The organism is Breoghania sp., from assembly GCF_963674635.1.
Taxonomy (GTDB): domain Bacteria; phylum Pseudomonadota; class Alphaproteobacteria; order Rhizobiales; family Stappiaceae; genus Breoghania.
Map to the genome: position 1 here is coordinate 3526493 of NZ_OY771475.1, position 16008 is coordinate 3542500.

The following is a 16008-nucleotide window of genomic DNA, read 5'->3' on the forward strand; positions in this document are numbered from 1 at the left end:
AACTGGTTCGATTCGCTTGGAGAGAACGTTACATCCGCTGGGATCCGGTCCCGAACTCGGGATAGGCTTCCACGCCGATTTCAACCTTGTCGAGGCCGAGGGCTTCTTCTTCCTCGCCGACGCGGATGCCGACGGTGGCCTTCAGGATGAGCCAGACGATGACGCTGGCCACCGTGGTGAAGGCGCCAATGGCGGCAATGCCCACGATCTGCGTACCGAAGGAGGTTTCGGCGTTGGACCACGGCACGATGAAGGTGCCCCAGATGCCGGCAAGCAGGTGAACCGGGATTGCGCCGACGACGTCGTCGATCTTGAGCTTGTCGAGCATCGGCACGGCGAAGACGACGATCACGGCACCGACGCCGCCGATGATGACGGACTGCAGCACGGTCGGGGCTAGCGGCTCGGCGGTGATGGAGACCAGACCGGCCAGCGCACCGTTGAGCGCCATGGTCACGTCGACCTTCTTGTACAGGATCTGCGTCAGAACCATCGCGACGACGACACCGGCGGCGGCGGCCATGTTGGTGTTGGCGAAGATGCGCGAGACGTCGGAAACGTCACCGATCGTGCCCATGGCAAGCTGCGAAGCGCCGTTGAAGCCGAACCAGCCGAGCCACAGGATGAACGTGCCGAGGGTCGCCAGCGGCATGGAGGAGCCCGGGAACGGGGTCACCTGGCCACCGGGGCCGTACTTGCCCTTGCGCGCGCCGAGGATCACGGCACCTGACAGAGCCGCCCAGCCGCCAACGGAGTGCACCAGCGAGGAGCCGGCGAAATCGGAAAAGCCCATCTCGGACAGCCAGCCGCCGCCCCACTGCCAGGAACCGGTGATCGGATAGAAGATGCCGGTCAGGATGACCGTGAAGATCATGAACGGCCACAGCTTGATGCGCTCGGCCAGCGTACCGGAGACGATCGAGGCGGTCGTGGCGCAGAACACCATCTGGAAGAACCAGTCCGACGCGGTCGAATACCCGGTATCCAGCGCGTTGCCGCCGACGGGATCGAAGGAATAGGGGCCGAAGGAGCCCATGTAGCCGCCGTCGACGCCGGTATACATGAGATTGTAGCCGGTGATCCAAAACATCAGGCCGGCGACGGAATAGAGGGCGATGTTCTTCAGGCACTGCATGGACACGTTCTTGGAACGCACCAGGCCGGCTTCGAGCATCGCGAAGCCCGCGGCCATCCACATCACCAGGAAGCCACCGATGAGGAACAGCAGGGTGTTGAGGATGTAGGCGACTTCAGGGCCGACCGCGGGCGCGGCTGCGGCCTCGGCGGTGGTGTCCTGGGCAAAGGCGGCGGAGACGCCGACAAGGCCGGCAATGGCTACGGCCGAAGCGCTGGCGGCAAGTGCCGACGCGGAGCGACCGAATGAAATGGAGGTCTTCATGACTGTTTCCTCGTTGAGCGATTACAGTGCTTCGGCGTCGGTTTCGCCGGTTCGGATCCGGACGGCCTGGTCGATCGAGTAGACGAAGATCTTGCCGTCGCCGATCTGGCCGGTCTTGGCCGCGCCGGAAATGGCTTCCAGCACCTGGTCGACCATGCCGCTCGCAACCGCGACTTCGATCTTGAGCTTCGGAAGGAAGCTGACCGCGTATTCCGTACCGCGATAGATTTCGGTGTGGCCCTTCTGGCGGCCGTAGCCCTTCACTTCGGTGACGGTGAGTCCCTGCACGCCGATTGCCGTGAGGGCGTCGCGCACCTCGTCCAGCTTGAACGGCTTGATAATGGCCATGACGATTTTCATGATTGGTTCCCGTTACTCTCCTGCTGCCGCCCGCAGCCGCTGCGGCCTGTTCCGGATGGTGTTCCCTTGGTCGTCTTCATCCAGGACCAGTGCCCCCTGACACCGCCCCCCCGGGCTCCAGCCTCGCGGCTGTTACCGTCCCTTCTCTAACAAGGTCCGTGCCAAGTCGGATTCCCGTACGGAAATCCGTCGGAATGGGCACGGAAAAGCAGACCCAAGTCTCTGAATGAAAAGAGAAATGGATGAGTTTTGCGGAGAGGGGGGATGGGGGGTGGCCAAAAAAGCGGCAGGGCCTGCGGGCTGCACGAAAAATATGCAAAATGCGCTTTGGCGTGTGATTAAAAACTGGGCGATCGCAGGATTTGCATCGTGATATTCACGAATGTGCGGGGTGCATCGCGAAATCCCCGGCGCGGAGCGCGAAAAAAAACGCCCGGACCGAGGTCCGGGCGCTTCGCACTCAAAGCGTATCGGTGTGGCGGAGCGGACACCAAGGTGGCAATCGCGCCCGCTCGCAGTCGGGGTTTACGGAAAGGTCAGTCCAGCAGCTCGTTCAAGGTCGCGCGGAATTCCTCGCCGATATCCTCTCGGCCCAGCGCATAGGCGACATTGGCCGCGAGAAAGCCGATCTTGGAGCCGCAATCATAGGTCTTGCCTTCGAAGGCGAGGCCGCTCATGCCCTGCGTTTCCATCAGTTTCAGCAGCGCATCGGTGAGCTGGATTTCGCCGCCCGCACCGGTTTCCTGGTTTTCGAGGAACCCGAAGACTTCCGGCTGAAGAATGTAGCGCCCGGTAATGATGAGGTTGGAGGGTGCCGTGCCGGGCTTCGGCTTTTCCACCATACCGCGCACCTCATAGAGGCCGTCCTTGCCTTCGCCTTCGATGTCGATGACACCATAATGGTGGGTCTGGTCTTCGGGAACTTCCTCCACCGCAATGATGTTGCGGCCCGTCTTCTCATAGGCGTCGATCATCTGGCCAAGGCAGCCGCGTCCGGCTTTCACCAGCACATCCGGCAGCAGCACCGCGAAGGGCTCGTGTCCGATCATCTCGCGCGCGCACCACACCGCGTGGCCAAGGCCGAGCGGTTCCTGTTGCCGGGTGAAGCTGGCCGTGCCCGGAGCGGGGCGGATTTCTTCCAGAAGATCCAGCGCCTCCTGCTTTCCACGGTCGCGTAGGGTCTGCTCCAGCTCATAGGCCATGTCGAAATGGTCGGCGATGACGTGCTTGTTGCGGCCCGTGACGAAAATGAAGTGTTCAATCCCGGCTTCGCGCGCCTCATCCACCACGTACTGAATGATCGGGCGGTCGACCACGGTCAGCATTTCCTTGGGCACGGCCTTGGTGGCGGGCAGGAAGCGCGTGCCGAGGCCGGCAACGGGAAAAACGGCTTTGCGGATGGGTGCGGGCATTAGAATGTCCTGACTAATTCGGTGTTGGACCACCGGTTCAGCGCAAGCTAATCAGGCGGCTCAAGAATAACAAGCGGCAGGCCATACCGTTCCGTGGGACAAGCTGGCAACTGCCGATTGGCGGGAAAACCGTGCTAAGGAAAAATACGGGCCGAGTTTGGGCCATCGGGAGAATGAAATGGCAGTACTGGTGACGGGCGGTGCCGGCTATATCGGCAGCCACATGGTTGTGAACCTTGTCGAGGCCGGCGAAGAGGTTGTCGTTCTCGACAATCTGTCCACCGGCTTCGACTGGGCCGTTGCCGGTGCGGCCCGGCTGGTTGTGGGGGATCTGGCCGATACTGACCTCGTGCATCAAGTGCTTGCTGAGGGCGTGGATGCTGTCATCCATTTCGCCGGGTCCGTGATCGTGCCGGAATCGGTTGCCGATCCGCTCAAATATTATCGCAACAACACGTCCAACACGCGCAGCCTGATCGAGGCCTGCGTGGAGACGGGCGTGAAGAACTTCATTTTCTCCTCCACGGCGGCGGTCTATGGCGATCCGCAAACGGTGCCGGTGGCCGAAACCGCGCCCTTGCGCCCGCTCTCGCCCTATGGCTCGTCCAAGCTCATGAGCGAGATCATGCTGGCGGACACTGCCGCTGCCCATGATTTCGCCTATACCGCGCTGCGCTATTTCAATGTGGCCGGGGCCGACCCGGAGGGACGGACAGGCCAGTCGACCGCGAAGGCCACCCATCTGATCAAGGTTGCCTGCGAGGCGGCCCTTGGCAAACGGGAGCGGCTGTCCATCTTCGGTACCGACTATGACACCCCGGATGGCACGGGTGTGCGCGACTACATTCATGTGGCCGATCTCGTCGAAGCGCACCGCCTCGCGCTGGCCCGGCTTCGCGCCGGTGGGTCGAGCGTCGTCTTGAATTGCGGATATGGCGAAGGCTATTCCGTGCGACAGGTGATTGATGCGGTCCGGCGTGTATCGGGCCGCGACATCGAGGTTCTGGAAGAACCCCGCCGCGCGGGTGATTCCTCAAAGGTCGTGGCGCTTGCCGAAGCGGTGCGGCATGAGCTCGGCTGGAGCCCGCGTTACGATGATCTCGACACCATCGTAAGCCACGCACTGGCTTGGGAGAGGCATCTTGCGCAACGCAACAAGGCTTGCTGAAGCGGAAACGCCGCATGTGCTGCGCTGTCTGCGAGCGCGGGTGCGGATTTGAAGACTTGAAAGAGGCTCCCGCCAGAGCTTAGGTTCGCTGCTTGCGGCGGGTCTGCGCCCTGGCGCCCTTGCGGGCCCGAAAACACTGGAGCGAGAGTGTCTTGACGCTCGAAAAGACAGAAACCCCGACCCCCTCGACGTCTGCCGGAGCAGACGGAACCCCCATCGGAAAACGCGATGTGGCCGCGTTGTGCGATGTCGCGATAGCGGCCGGTGCGGCGATCATGAACATCTACAAGGATGCGATTGACGTTACCGAGAAGGGAGACGGGTCACCTGTCACCAAGGCCGACACGGAGGCTGAGGCGATCATTCTGGCAGGGCTTGCGCGGCTTGTGCCGGATATTCCGGTCGTCGCGGAGGAGGCTGTTTCCGCGGGCCGCGTGCCGCCGCCCAGCGATGCCTTCTTTCTTGTCGATCCTCTGGATGGCACGCGCGAGTTCATTTCCCGCAATGGCGAGTTCACGGTGAATATCGGCCTGGTCGAAGGCGGTACGCCGATGGCGGGGGTCGTTTATGCCCCGGCGCTTGGCGAGATCTTCTGGGGTGTTTCCGGCGAAGGGGCCTGGCGGGCCCGCGTTGCGGACGGGGTGTGCGGGAAAGCCGAACAGATTTCGGTCCGCGCCGCGCCCAAAGCCGGTCTGACGGTTCTGGCCAGCCGCTCGCATATGAGCCAGCAGACCTCCACCTATATCGACAGCCTGCACGTTGCGGATCTGAAATCCGCCGGATCATCGCTCAAGTTCTGCCGTGTCGCGGAAGGTGCGGCTGATCTTTATCCGCGTTTCGGGCGCACGATGGAATGGGATACGGCTGCCGCCGATGCGGTTCTGCGGGCCGCGGGGGGCGTGGTCGTTACCGAGGATGGCGCGCCGCTCAACTATGGCAAGCGCAATCAGTCGCATGACAGCGACTTCGCAAATCCATACTTCATTGCCGCCGGCGACCGGGAAATTGTTTCTTCCTCGTGAGAAACTGTGCCGTTTCGCATCCTTTGATACAGGCACAATGGTCACTAGGATTACGAATTGAACAACGTGGTCATGTCGTATTTCGCCGGAGCTCCGGTGCACGCCCCGTCCTCGCGCTTTCGTGAGGGGGCCAAGAAAACAGGTTTGTTATCCCGTGTCGGTTGATCGCAGCTCGCATTTGAAGCGTCTCGAAAACGAGAGCATCCAGATCATGCGTGAGGTGGCGGCAGAGTTCCGCAACCCGGTGATGCTCTATTCCATCGGCAAGGATTCCAGCGTCATGCTGCATCTTGCCATGAAGGCCTTCTATCCTTCCAAGCCGCCGTTTCCCCTTCTGCACGTGGACACCACGTGGAAGTTTCGCGAGATGATCGCGTTTCGCGACGAAACGGTGAAGCGCCTGGGGCTGGACCTGATCGTGCACACCAATCCGCAAGGGCTGGCCGACAACATCAACCCGTTCGATCACGGTTCGTCCTTCTATACGCATGTGATGAAGACGGAGGCGCTCAAGCAGGCGCTCAACGAACACGGTTTCGATGCGGCCTTTGGGGGCGCGCGCCGCGACGAGGAAAAGAGCCGGGCGAAGGAGCGCGTCTTCTCGTTCCGCTCCGCGTCGCACGGCTGGGATCCGAAAAACCAGCGCCCGGAACTGTGGCGGCTCTATAACGGGCGCGTCGCCAAGGGGGAATCGATCCGCGCCTTCCCGCTGTCCAACTGGACCGAGCTCGACATCTGGCAATATATCCTGGCGGAGAACATTCCCATCGTGCCGCTCTATTATGCGGCGCGCCGACCGGTGGTCGAGCGCGACGGCATGCTGATCATGGTCGATGACGAGCGCCTGCCGATGAACCCGGGCGAGGTTGCCCAGGAGCGCATGGTCCGCTTCCGTACGCTGGGGTGTTATCCGCTGACGGGGGCCATCGAATCGGAGGCCACCACCTTGCCGGAAATCGTCTCCGAGATGCTGATCGCCCGGTCGTCGGAGCGGTCCGGTCGTCTGATCGATCACGATGAAGCGGCCTCCATGGAGAAGAAGAAGCGCGAGGGGTATTTCTGATGGCGACGCTCGACACCATCGCGGCGGCGGAGCCGGAAGCCTTTGCCGAATTCATCGCAGGCCAGGAAACCAAGGGTTTGCTGCGCTTTCTCACCTGTGGCTCGGTCGATGACGGCAAGTCCACCCTGATCGGGCGGCTGCTTTATGATTCCAAGCTGCTCTTTGAGGATCAGCTCGCCTCCTTGAAAAAGGACTCCGCCAAACACGGCACCGTGGGCGAAGACATCGACTTTGCCTTGCTGGTGGACGGCCTTGAGGCCGAGCGCGAGCAGGGCATCACCATCGATGTGGCCTATCGCTTCTTCGCCACCGAAGCGCGCAAGTTCATCGTGGCCGACACGCCGGGCCACGAGCAATACACCCGCAACATGGCGACCGGCGCGTCGACCGCCGATCTGGCGGTGTTGCTGGTCGATGCGCGTCACGGCATTCAGGCCCAGACGCGTCGCCATGCCTTCATCGCCTCGCTGCTCGGCATCCGTCATGTGGTGCTGGCGGTGAACAAGATCGATCTGGTGGAGTTCAGCGAAGCGCGCTTTGAGGAGATTCGCGACGAGTTCTCGCATTTCGCCGCCTCGTTCGATTTCGACAGCCTTGTCGCGGTGCCGATTTCGGCGCGCTTTGGCGACAATGTCACCCGGCGCAGCGAGAAAACGCCCTGGTATTCCGGCCCGACGCTGATCGAGCATCTGGAGACGGTGGAAGTCGCCGACGATCTCGACCGGCGTCCGTTCCGCATGTCGGTGCAGTGGGTGAACCGACCAAATCTGGATTTCCGCGGTTATTCCGGCACGATCGCCTCCGGTGTGGTGCGTCCGGGCGATGACGTGGTGGTGGCCGAATCGGGCAAGACCAGCCGCATCGACCGGATCGTCACGATGGATGGCGATCTGGAAGAGGGCCGAGCGGGCGAGGCGGTCACGCTGACCCTTGCCGATGAGATCGATATTTCGCGCGGCGATATCATCGCGTCGGCTGCAAGCCGTCCTGAAGTGTCCGACCAGTTCGCCGCCCACATCATCTGGATGACGGACAAGCCGCTTTATCCGGGGCGCACCTATCTGTTGAAGTCAGGATCGCGCACGGTCACCGCGACGGTGAGCGAGCTGAAGCACCGCATCGACATCAATTCCTTCGAGCATCTGGCGGCGAAGAAGCTCGACCTCAACGAGGTCGCCTTCTGCAACTTGTCGCTGTCTGCCCCGATCGCCTTCGATCCGTATGAATCGAACCACGACACCGGGTCCTTCATCCTGATCGACCGGTTGACCAACGCGACCGTGGCGGCGGGCATGATCTGGTTCGGCCTGCGCCGCGCCACGAACATTCACTGGCAGGCGCTGGATGTCGACAAGAACGCGCGTGCGGCGCTGAAGGGGCAGAAGCCGGCGGTCCTGTGGTTCACCGGGCTTTCCGGGTCGGGCAAGTCGACGGTCGCCAATGCGGTTGAGCGCAAGCTGCTGGCTTCGGGCAACCACACCTATCTGCTCGATGGCGACAATGTCCGCCACGGTCTCAACCGCGATCTCGGTTTCACCGATGCGGACCGGGTGGAGAACATCCGCCGCGTGGCGGAAACGGCGAAGCTCTTCGTCGATTCCGGCACGATCGTGCTGGTGTCTTTCATCTCGCCGTTCAAGTCCGAGCGCCGGATGGCGCGCGAGTTGGTGGAAGAGGACGAGTTCATCGAGGTCTTCGTGGATACGCCGCTGGCCGAATGCCAACGGCGCGATCCGAAGGGGCTTTATCAGAAGGCCGCCGAAGGCAAGATCAAGAACTTCACCGGCATCGATTCGCCTTATGAGGCACCGGAGAACGCCGAGATCCGCCTCGACACCACCGGGACCGATCCGGAGGTGCTGGCCGACACGATCATCGAGGAGCTGAAGGCACGGGGCATCATCAACTAGCCGCGGGCTTCATTCAGCACCGATCGAGAATCAGGCCGCCGGATCGATGGGTCCGGCGGTCGCTTCGTATCTGCGCCGTGCCAGGGCGTAGGCGACGGTGATCACGGAGAGAAGCAGGACGGTGATGATGATCTGCTCAAGTCCCTTGAGCAGGAGGAACTGGATCACCACGAAAAGCTGGGGCAAGCCTGCGCCAATGGTCGCCAATATCCAGAGAATGGCGAGATCCAGCAGGACGAACGGGATCAATAGGCAGATGCTGGCAAAGGTCATGGCCCAGCCCATGCCCTGTCCGAAGTGGTAGGCTCGCACGGGACCCATCGGTTCATCGACGGCTGCTGCGGGCAGCATGAGGCTCACGCGGGCCCAGATCGGAACCATGAAGAGGCAACTCAGGATCATGGCGATCCCCAAACCGGTAAATGCTGTGCTTTCCAGATTGCCACCACCTGTGAGCATTGCCACCAGGCTGGCAAACAAGAGGAAGACTGCTGACATCGCAAATACGCAGAGCAGGAACAGGAGGTAATACAAAGCATAGCGAAACTCGGACTTGCCGAACCTGACATGGAAGGTGGCTGGGGCTTCTCCAAGCAATGCAAACCGGTGCCAGGCAACCGCGATCGAGGACGCCGCGACAACCTGCAACAAGAGCATGGGCAGGGTCTGGATGAGGGATGCCCCCACGTTCCGTACCATCATGGTGTCATTTGCAATCGGGCCGCCAATGGACCCGAGGGCTCCGAATGCCAATCCGCCGAGAATCAGGATCACGGTCCATGTGCCTGCCGCCTTGATGAGATTGTCGAAATTGGAAAGGCAGAGCTGAACACTCCCCTTCAGAATGGCCTTGAACATCGGTCCCCCGAGGCATGATTCCTGTTGCGGCTGCATCATCGGTGAATAACCGGAGGGCCGCAATGGTGCCGGAATAGCCGCCCACACAGGAGGTGCCGCAACAGAACGTGTGGGCAGTTTCTTTCGGAAAGACGCTTTTGCCGCTGGAGGTGATTTCACTCGCACGACGCATGCTCTAGCGTGTGCCGAAACACATTTCGGGAGAACCTTCATGCTTTTTGCGCTTCTGTGCACCGACAAACCGGACAGCCTTCAGATCCGGCTCGATACCCGCCCCGACCATCTGGCCTTTCTGGAAAGTCTTGGCGATGCGCTGAAATTCGCAGGCCCTTTCCTCGGAGAAGACGGCAAGCCCTGCGGCTCACTTGTTATGGTGGAGGCGGCCGACAAGAACGCGGCGCTGGCCATCGCCGACAGCGATCCTTACGCCAAGGCGGGACTTTTTTCCGGCGTCGAGGCCCGGCCGTGGGTCTGGGCGGTCAAGAACCCGGAGGCCTGATCCATGGCGTATTGGCTGTTCAAGTCAGAGCCCTTCAAGTGGTCGTGGGAAATGCAGAAGGCCAAGGGCGAACAGGGTGAGGAGTGGGACGGGGTCCGCAATTATCAGGCGCGCAACAACATGCGGGCCATGAAGATCGGCGACAAGGGCTTCTTCTACCATTCCAACGAGGGCAAGGAGGTCGTCGGCATCGTGGAAGTGTGCGCCGAAGCGCACCACGACAGCACCACCGACGACCCGCGCTGGGAATGCGTGGACATCAAGGCCGTGTGTGACATGCCCAAACCTGTGACCCTGGCCGCCGTCAAGGAAGAGCCGCGGTTGGCGGAAATGTCGCTGGTCACGTCGATGCGCCTCTCGGTGCAGCCTGTTACAGAAGAAGAGTGGAAGATTGTCTGTGAGATGGGTGGACTGACGGAGGCTCCATGAATGGCGTTCTGGGAACGATTCGAACCGCGGAAGACCGACGCGACTTCATTCTTGAAAACACCGAACTGCTGACCCCGCCTCTGGTGCCGGAAATTTCCCTGCATCTGGCAACCGAGGTGGTGGAACTTTGGGAGAAGACTGAGGCGGAGCTGGAGGATATGGCCCTGCCGCCTCCGTTCTGGGCATTCGCCTGGGCCGGCGGGCAGGCTCTCTCGCGTTACGTGCTCGACAATCCCGGTCTGGTCAAAGGCCGCCGCGTGCTCGATTTCGGCGCCGGATCGGGAATGGTCTCCATTGCCGCGGCAATGGCAGGCGCCACGGAGGTGACCGCCGTCGATATCTGCGCCTTCGCGCAGGATGCGATCCTGCTCAACGCGAAAATGAACGGCGTGGATCTCGTGCGCGAGACCCGCGATATCCTCGATGAGGATCCCGATGTCGATGTGCTGTTGTGCGGCGATGTCTTTTATGAGCGTCCGCTTGCCGAAAGGGTGCTGGCGTGGATCGACAGGGCGCAGGCCCGAGGCACCGAGGTGCTGGTTGGCTGTCCGGGGCGCAGTTACCTTCCCAAGACGCGGCTTGACGAGATTGCCGTCTATTCGGTGCCGGTGACGCGGGTACTGGAAGATGCCGAAATCAAGCGCACCGCCGTTTATCGGCTGAAGCCGGTCAGGGCGGGCCAAGCGTAGCTTAAGGAACGGGCAGGGCAGGCCAAAAAAAATGCGGGCGCGAGGCTTGCGCCTTATCGCGGCGCAGCGTGAAATGCGCGCCTTGACGTGGCGAGACGTCGTCTCCGGCCTCCTGCCCGTTTCCCGCTTCATGTGCCGAGGTATCCGATGCCGATCATCAATCGATTTGCCGAACTGTCCGATGAAATCGCCGCCTGGCGTCGCGACTTCCATCGCAATCCGGAGCTGCTCTATGACACGGTTCGTACTGCGGGCATCGTGGCGGACAAGCTGCGGGAGTTCGGGGTTGATGAGATCGTCACCGGGATCGGGCGCACAGGCGTCGTCGGCGTCATCAAGGGCCGCAATGGCGGTGGCGGCAAGACCATCGGGCTCCGCGCGGACATGGACGCGTTGCCGATCACGGAGGAAAGCGGCAAGGACTATGCCTCCGAGGTGCCGGGGAAGATGCATGCCTGCGGTCATGACGGGCACACCGCGATGCTGCTGGGTGCTGCGAAATATCTGGCGGAGACCCGCAACTTCGACGGTACAGTGGTGGTGATCTTCCAGCCGGCCGAGGAAGGCGGTGGCGGCGCGCGCGCGATGATCGACGACGATCTGATGCCGCGTTGGAACATCGATGAGGTCTATGGCATGCACAACTATCCGGGCATGCCGGTTGGCGAATTCGGCATGTGCGTCGGGCCGATCATGGCCTCTGGCGACAAGTTCGAGATCACGCTCACCGGACGCGGCGGCCATGCGGCCAAGCCTCATCTGGGCGTGGATCCGGTGGTGATCGCATCCCAGATCGTGGTGGCGCTGCAATCGGTGGTTTCGCGCAATGCCGATCCGCTCGACAGCGCGGTTCTCTCCGTCACGCAATTTCTGGCGGGTACGGCCTTCAACATCATTCCCGATCGGGTCACCTTGCGCGGAACGGTGCGGACGCTGAGCCCTGCCATGCGCGATCTCGCCGAGGAGAGAATCCGTGCCTTGGTGACCTCCATCGCCCAAGGATACGGCGCAACGAGTGAAATCCAGTATTGGCGCGACTATCCGGTCACCGTGAACGACGCCAGATGCACGAATTTCGCCGCCGATGTGGCGCGTGCGGTCGCCGGTGAGACGAAGGTCAATTCGGAAATCGAGCCAATGATGGCGAGTGAGGATTTCTCCTTCATGCTGGAAGAACGCCCCGGCGCCTATGTGTTCGTCGGAAACGGGTCTTCCGCCGACCTCCACAACGCGAAATATGATTTCGACGACGGCGCCATTCCGCATGGCTGCTCGTTCTGGGTTTCGCTGGTCGAAAAGGCCCTGCCGCTGGCGAACTAGGCCGCGAGCGGGCGTTGGCTATCTGTTTCCGCCAAGGGCGCGATATATCTTCGTGCCCGGGCGGCCCGTCGGTTCCATGCCAAAGCGGATTTCAGCCTTGCGGATTGCATCCTGCGTGACGGGCCCGATGAGCCCGTCCGCCCTGCCGATATTGTAGCCGTTCAGCAGCAGACGATTTTGCAGATCGAGGCGCTGAGCGCGCGAGAGGCCCGGATCGTCGGTCGGCCATTTGGCTTCCAGCGGGCCGTGGCCGCGCAGACGGTCCGACAGGTGGCCAATGGCGAGCGCATAGGATTCCGCGACATTGTAGGAATAAAGCGCATCGAAATTCTTCGTCACAAGAAAAGCCGGTCCGTTGCGCCCGGCCGGCAGGAGCAGCCCGGCGGAATAGGCGCCTCGCACCGGCGTGCCATCGATGTGGGTAATTCCGCGCTTTGCCCATGTCGAAAGCGACGCGCGCTTCTTGCGCCCGCTCGGCCCGCTGTAACCTTTCGGCAAATGCACCTCGAAGCCCCATGGCAGGCGGTTGTTCCAGCCCGCTTTCTTGAGGTAATTCGCGGCGGAGGCCAGCGCATCCGCTTCGGAGTTGACGAGGTCCTTGCGTCCGTTGCCGTCGAAATCGACAGCCAGCCTGCGATAGGTCGAGGGCATGAACTGGGTCTGGCCGAAGGCGCCCGCCCAGGAGCCTTGGAGATCCTTGAGGTGCAGATCACCTGCCGCCACGATCTTCAGGGCCGTGATCAGCTCGCCCTTGAAATAGGACGCGCGTCGTCCCGACAGGCACACCACATTGGCCAGAGCGTGGGGGATGAAGAAGTCGCCCTTCTTGCGCCCGTAATCCGTCTCCACGCCCCAGAGGGCGGCCACGATATGGCGATCCACGCCGACCTGCTTTTGTACCTGCGCAAGCAGCGTCTGGTGTCGTTTCATCAAGGCGCGACCGTCCCTGATGCGCTTGGCGTCGACCAGAAAGGCCATGTAGTCCCAGATCTCGGTCTTGTATTCCGGTTGGGTGCGGGAAAATCGAACAGCCTTCTCGTCGTATTTGACGCCACCGAGGGCCTGATCGGCCAGCTTTTGGGGTACGCCGGCGGCGACGGCATCGCGGCGGATGTCGCTGACGCAGGCCTCCAGCGCGACAGCGGAGGCTGCGGAAGCGGGCTGGGGCAATGTCGCCAAGCCGCCCGCAAAGGTGGCGGCAAGGGCTGCAATGGGGGCAACAAGGCCGGATCGGATTGCGGTCATCACCTGCTCTTCCTTCGAGGGGACTGCTCATATGCGCGCAACATCGCGCCACACCAAGGGTTACCGTCCATTGCGGCTGAACGACGGCGAAAGGGACGGCGTTCACGTTCCGGTTCCGTGTTTTCCCATCATTAGGGGCCCTTCGCACGTTTTTCCTCTTTCATGCCGGGTGCGGTCGCCCGGACCCGGTCGCCGTCCAGAGCCGTGTGGCGCTGGCATAAAATTTGTTCAGTGCGTTAACAGTATTTTGCATTTACAATCGTGGCGAAACGGGCGAGGGAAAGGCCGTTCGGGGCAAGTGCTCTTTGCGCCTGCCGGGAGAGCCTGAAACAAATGGGAGACTGATGCCAGATGGCGAAGATCGGGATGGCTGAGAAGGCCGAAGTCGCATGCGAACCTCTTTCCGTTCATGTGGAGGAGGGCATCGCGCATCTGACCTTGCAGCGTCCTGAGAAGCGCAATGCGCTCAACGATACGCTGATTGAAGCTCTGCGGGCTTTCTTTGCCGCGCCGCCTGAAGGCGTGGCCGTTGTCTTGTTGTCGGGCGCAGGCGGGCACTTTTCCGCCGGGCTCGATCTTTCCGAACATGTGGAGCGGCCCGCCGAGGCGGTCATGCGCCATTCCCGGCACTGGCATTCGGTGATGGATGTCATCCAGTTTGGCGGCCTGCCGGTTGTCGCCGCGCTTGAAGGGGCGGTCATGGGCGGCGGGCTTGAGCTTGCGGCGGCCTGCCATGTCCGGGTCGCCGATCCGGGCACGGTGTTCCAGCTTCCCGAAGGCCGACGCGGCATTTTTGTCGGCGGCGGAGCGTCCGTGCGCATCGGGCGTATCCTGGGGGCGGACCGGATGGTGGAAATGATGCTGACGGGGCGCAAATATGGTGCGCAAGAGGGCGTCTCACTCGGCCTTGCGCATTACATGAGCGAGCCGGGCGGCGCGCGGGCTCAGGCGCTCGACCTGGCGCGTACAATCGCAGGCAATGCGCCCCTGTCCAATTACATCGTGATTCAGGCTCTCTCGCGCATTGACGACATGGCGCGCGGAGACGGCCTTTTCACCGAAAGCCTGTGCGCGGCCTTGTCCCAGACGAGCGATGATGCGCGCGAGGGATTGAAGGCGTTTCTGGAAAAGCGCAAACCGAGCTTCACCTGACTTTCAACGAACCCGAAAACACTGTGCACCTAGGCGGAAAAGCGGACCATGGCCGGAAAGACGGATAATGCGGGCAGCGAAAAGCCCGCAGGGAACAAGCTCAAGGATGCCGGTTCCACGGAACCGGGCAGTGTTGAGCCCGGCGTTCTGGGCGAGTTCATCGGCTATGTCATGAAGCGTGCCTATCTGACGATCCATGGCGACTTCCTTGCCAGCCTTGATCATCTGGGCCTGCGGCCGGGGACATTCTCGGCGTTGTCCATCATCGTGGACAATCCCGACATCAGTCAGAGCCAGCTCGCGCGCGCGCTTGAAATCGAACGTTCGGGTGTGGTGCTGATCGTCGATCATCTGGAGGGACGGGAGCTTATCGGTCGTCATCGCGTGCCGGGAGACAGGCGCGCCTATGCGTTGCGGGCGACGCTTGCGGGCAGGCGCCTGCGCGACAAGGCGGCCACGGCCATCCGCGAACACGAAGCGCGGTTGCTTGGGAGCCTCAGCGAGGAAGAGCAGGCGCAGTTGCGCGGCTTGCTCATGCGCGTGATCTGAGGCCTGCACAGGCTGGGACGGGGCGTGTTTTCACCCGGTCGAACATTCTCCATTAAAACTGTTAACTGGCAGAACAAACTTCGCTACAGTGAAGGCACACCGTGCGCGGGGAGGCGCGCGGATACCGGATCGGTCGTTTGCGTTCGTGTTTGCCGGTTGCGGTTCTTTGGGAGGATAACATTATGACCATGCCATTCATGCGCGCCGGGCTTGCCGGTGCCGCATTGCTGGCGCTCACCCATGTGGCGAGCGCTCAGGAAGTCACCCTCAAGCTCCATCAGATGCTGCCCCCTCAGGCGGCCATCCCGGCCAAGGTACTCAAGCCATGGGGCGACAAGATCGAGGCGGAATCGGGCGGGCGCATCACCGTCCAGCATTTCCCCGCCATGCAGCTCGGCGGCAAGCCGCCTGCTCTTTACGATCAGACCAAGGATGGGGTGGTGGAGCTGACCTGGACACTGTCGGGATATGCACCCGGACGGTTCGCCAAGTCGGAAACCTTCGAGTTGCCCTTCATGACGGCCCAGAATGCGGAGGCGACGTCCGCAGCCGCCTGGGAGTTTTATGACAAGCACCTGCGCGATGAATATGCCGATACCCATGTGCTTGCCGTTCACGTCCATGGTCCGGGCGTGTTGCATATGCGCGGTGAGCCCGTGGCGCATCTGGCCGATCTTAAGGGCAAGCGGCTGCGTGGCCCTTCGCGGATCGTCAATGAACTCCTGGGGGAACTCGGTGCCTCGCCGGTCGGAATGCCGATCACGGCCGCTCCCGAGGCGCTCTCGAAAGGCGTCATCGACGGGACGGTCGTTCCCTGGGAAGTGACCCGGCCCCTGCGCATCACCGAACTCGTGGACGCTCACACCGAATTTTCCGGGCCCCGGGGGCTCTATACCGCCTTCTTTGTCTTCACCATGAACAAGGACGCCTATG

16 protein-coding genes (1 of these 16 running past the window's edge) are annotated in these 16008 nt (G+C 62.0%); 11 read left to right on the forward strand and 5 right to left on the reverse strand.

Going from position 1 to position 16008, the window contains the following annotated elements; translation table 11 throughout:
• Positions 1-28 precede the first annotated feature (28 nt).
• The 3 genes from ABGM93_RS15395 to galU all read right to left on the reverse strand — a co-directional run bounded on the left by ABGM93_RS15395 (position 29) and on the right by galU (position 3171).
• The gene (locus ABGM93_RS15395) at positions 29-1399 is read right to left on the reverse strand and encodes an ammonium transporter (protein WP_321500998.1); all 1371 of its coding nucleotides are present in this window, start codon (positions 1397-1399) and stop codon (positions 29-31) included.
• Between the two features lie 21 nt (positions 1400-1420).
• Positions 1421-1759: a P-II family nitrogen regulator gene (locus tag ABGM93_RS15400; protein WP_319774503.1), complete on the reverse strand. Its 339-nt coding sequence runs from the start codon at positions 1757-1759 to the stop codon at positions 1421-1423.
• Between the two features lie 536 nt (positions 1760-2295).
• A complete protein-coding gene (galU, locus tag ABGM93_RS15405; protein ID WP_319774502.1) occupies positions 2296-3171 on the reverse strand; it encodes a UTP--glucose-1-phosphate uridylyltransferase GalU in 876 nt (291 codons plus the stop codon).
• A gap of 178 nt (positions 3172-3349) precedes the next feature.
• On the opposite strand from galU, the gene galE reads away from it, so the two are divergent.
• From galE to cysN, 4 genes are all read left to right on the forward strand, one after another.
• The gene (gene galE / locus ABGM93_RS15410) at positions 3350-4339 is read left to right on the forward strand and encodes a UDP-glucose 4-epimerase GalE (RefSeq protein WP_321501001.1); all 990 of its coding nucleotides are present in this window, start codon (positions 3350-3352) and stop codon (positions 4337-4339) included.
• 275 nt (positions 4340-4614) lie between these two features.
• Entirely contained in the window at positions 4615-5361 is a 747-nt protein-coding gene (gene cysQ, locus ABGM93_RS15415) for a 3'(2'),5'-bisphosphate nucleotidase CysQ (RefSeq protein ID WP_321505938.1), read from the forward strand.
• Between the two features lie 211 nt (positions 5362-5572).
• Complete coding sequence (cysD, locus tag ABGM93_RS15420) at positions 5573-6424, forward strand: sulfate adenylyltransferase subunit CysD (RefSeq protein WP_319774929.1); 852 nt, start codon at positions 5573-5575, stop codon at positions 6422-6424.
• Positions 6424-8334, forward strand: coding sequence for a sulfate adenylyltransferase subunit CysN (gene cysN, locus ABGM93_RS15425; RefSeq protein ID WP_321501003.1), 1911 nt, complete (start codon positions 6424-6426; stop codon positions 8332-8334). Before cysD ends, cysN begins: the two co-directional genes overlap by 1 nt.
• Before the next feature lie 30 nt (positions 8335-8364).
• Here cysN and ABGM93_RS15430 read toward each other — a convergent pair whose 3' ends face one another.
• Entirely contained in the window at positions 8365-9192 is an 828-nt protein-coding gene (locus ABGM93_RS15430; protein WP_321501005.1) for a hypothetical protein, read from the reverse strand.
• A 211-nt stretch (positions 9193-9403) separates the two neighbouring features.
• On the opposite strand from ABGM93_RS15430, the gene ABGM93_RS15435 reads away from it, so the two are divergent.
• The 4 genes from ABGM93_RS15435 (at position 9404) to ABGM93_RS15450 (ending at position 12129) form a co-directional block, all read left to right on the forward strand.
• Positions 9404-9691, forward strand: a complete 288-nt coding sequence (locus ABGM93_RS15435; protein WP_321501007.1) for a YciI-like protein — start codon at positions 9404-9406, stop codon at positions 9689-9691.
• A 3-nt stretch (positions 9692-9694) separates the two neighbouring features.
• Positions 9695-10120 (forward strand): EVE domain-containing protein, encoded by a 426-nt coding sequence (locus ABGM93_RS15440; RefSeq protein WP_319774497.1) that lies wholly within the window; start codon positions 9695-9697, stop codon positions 10118-10120.
• Positions 10117-10809 carry a methyltransferase gene (locus tag ABGM93_RS15445; protein WP_321334153.1) on the forward strand — a complete coding sequence of 231 codons (693 nt, stop codon included), beginning with the start codon at positions 10117-10119 and terminating at the stop codon, positions 10807-10809. Before ABGM93_RS15440 ends, ABGM93_RS15445 begins: the two co-directional genes overlap by 4 nt.
• 147 nt (positions 10810-10956) lie before the next feature.
• Positions 10957-12129 carry a M20 aminoacylase family protein gene (locus ABGM93_RS15450; RefSeq protein WP_321501009.1) on the forward strand — a complete coding sequence of 391 codons (1173 nt, stop codon included), beginning with the start codon at positions 10957-10959 and terminating at the stop codon, positions 12127-12129.
• An 18-nt stretch (positions 12130-12147) separates the two neighbouring features.
• On the opposite strand, the gene ABGM93_RS15455 is transcribed toward ABGM93_RS15450, so the two are convergent.
• Entirely contained in the window at positions 12148-13374 is a 1227-nt protein-coding gene (locus tag ABGM93_RS15455; RefSeq protein ID WP_321501011.1) for a lytic murein transglycosylase, read from the reverse strand.
• Positions 13375-13725: 351 nt separating this feature from the next.
• Here ABGM93_RS15455 and ABGM93_RS15460 point away from each other — a divergent pair, with 351 nt between their 5' ends.
• From ABGM93_RS15460 to ABGM93_RS15470, 3 genes are all read left to right on the forward strand, one after another.
• Complete coding sequence (locus tag ABGM93_RS15460; protein ID WP_321501013.1) at positions 13726-14526, forward strand: crotonase/enoyl-CoA hydratase family protein; 801 nt, start codon at positions 13726-13728, stop codon at positions 14524-14526.
• A 48-nt stretch (positions 14527-14574) separates the two neighbouring features.
• A complete protein-coding gene (locus ABGM93_RS15465) occupies positions 14575-15075 on the forward strand; it encodes a MarR family transcriptional regulator (RefSeq protein WP_321501015.1) in 501 nt (166 codons plus the stop codon).
• Positions 15076-15257: 182 nt separating this feature from the next.
• A protein-coding gene (locus tag ABGM93_RS15470; protein ID WP_321501017.1) for a TRAP transporter substrate-binding protein crosses the window boundary here: on the forward strand, positions 15258-16008 show its 5' portion. The gene runs 287 nt beyond the window's last position; 751 of the gene's 1038 nt are visible here — the first part of the coding sequence; its start codon is at positions 15258-15260; its stop codon lies beyond the right edge, outside the window.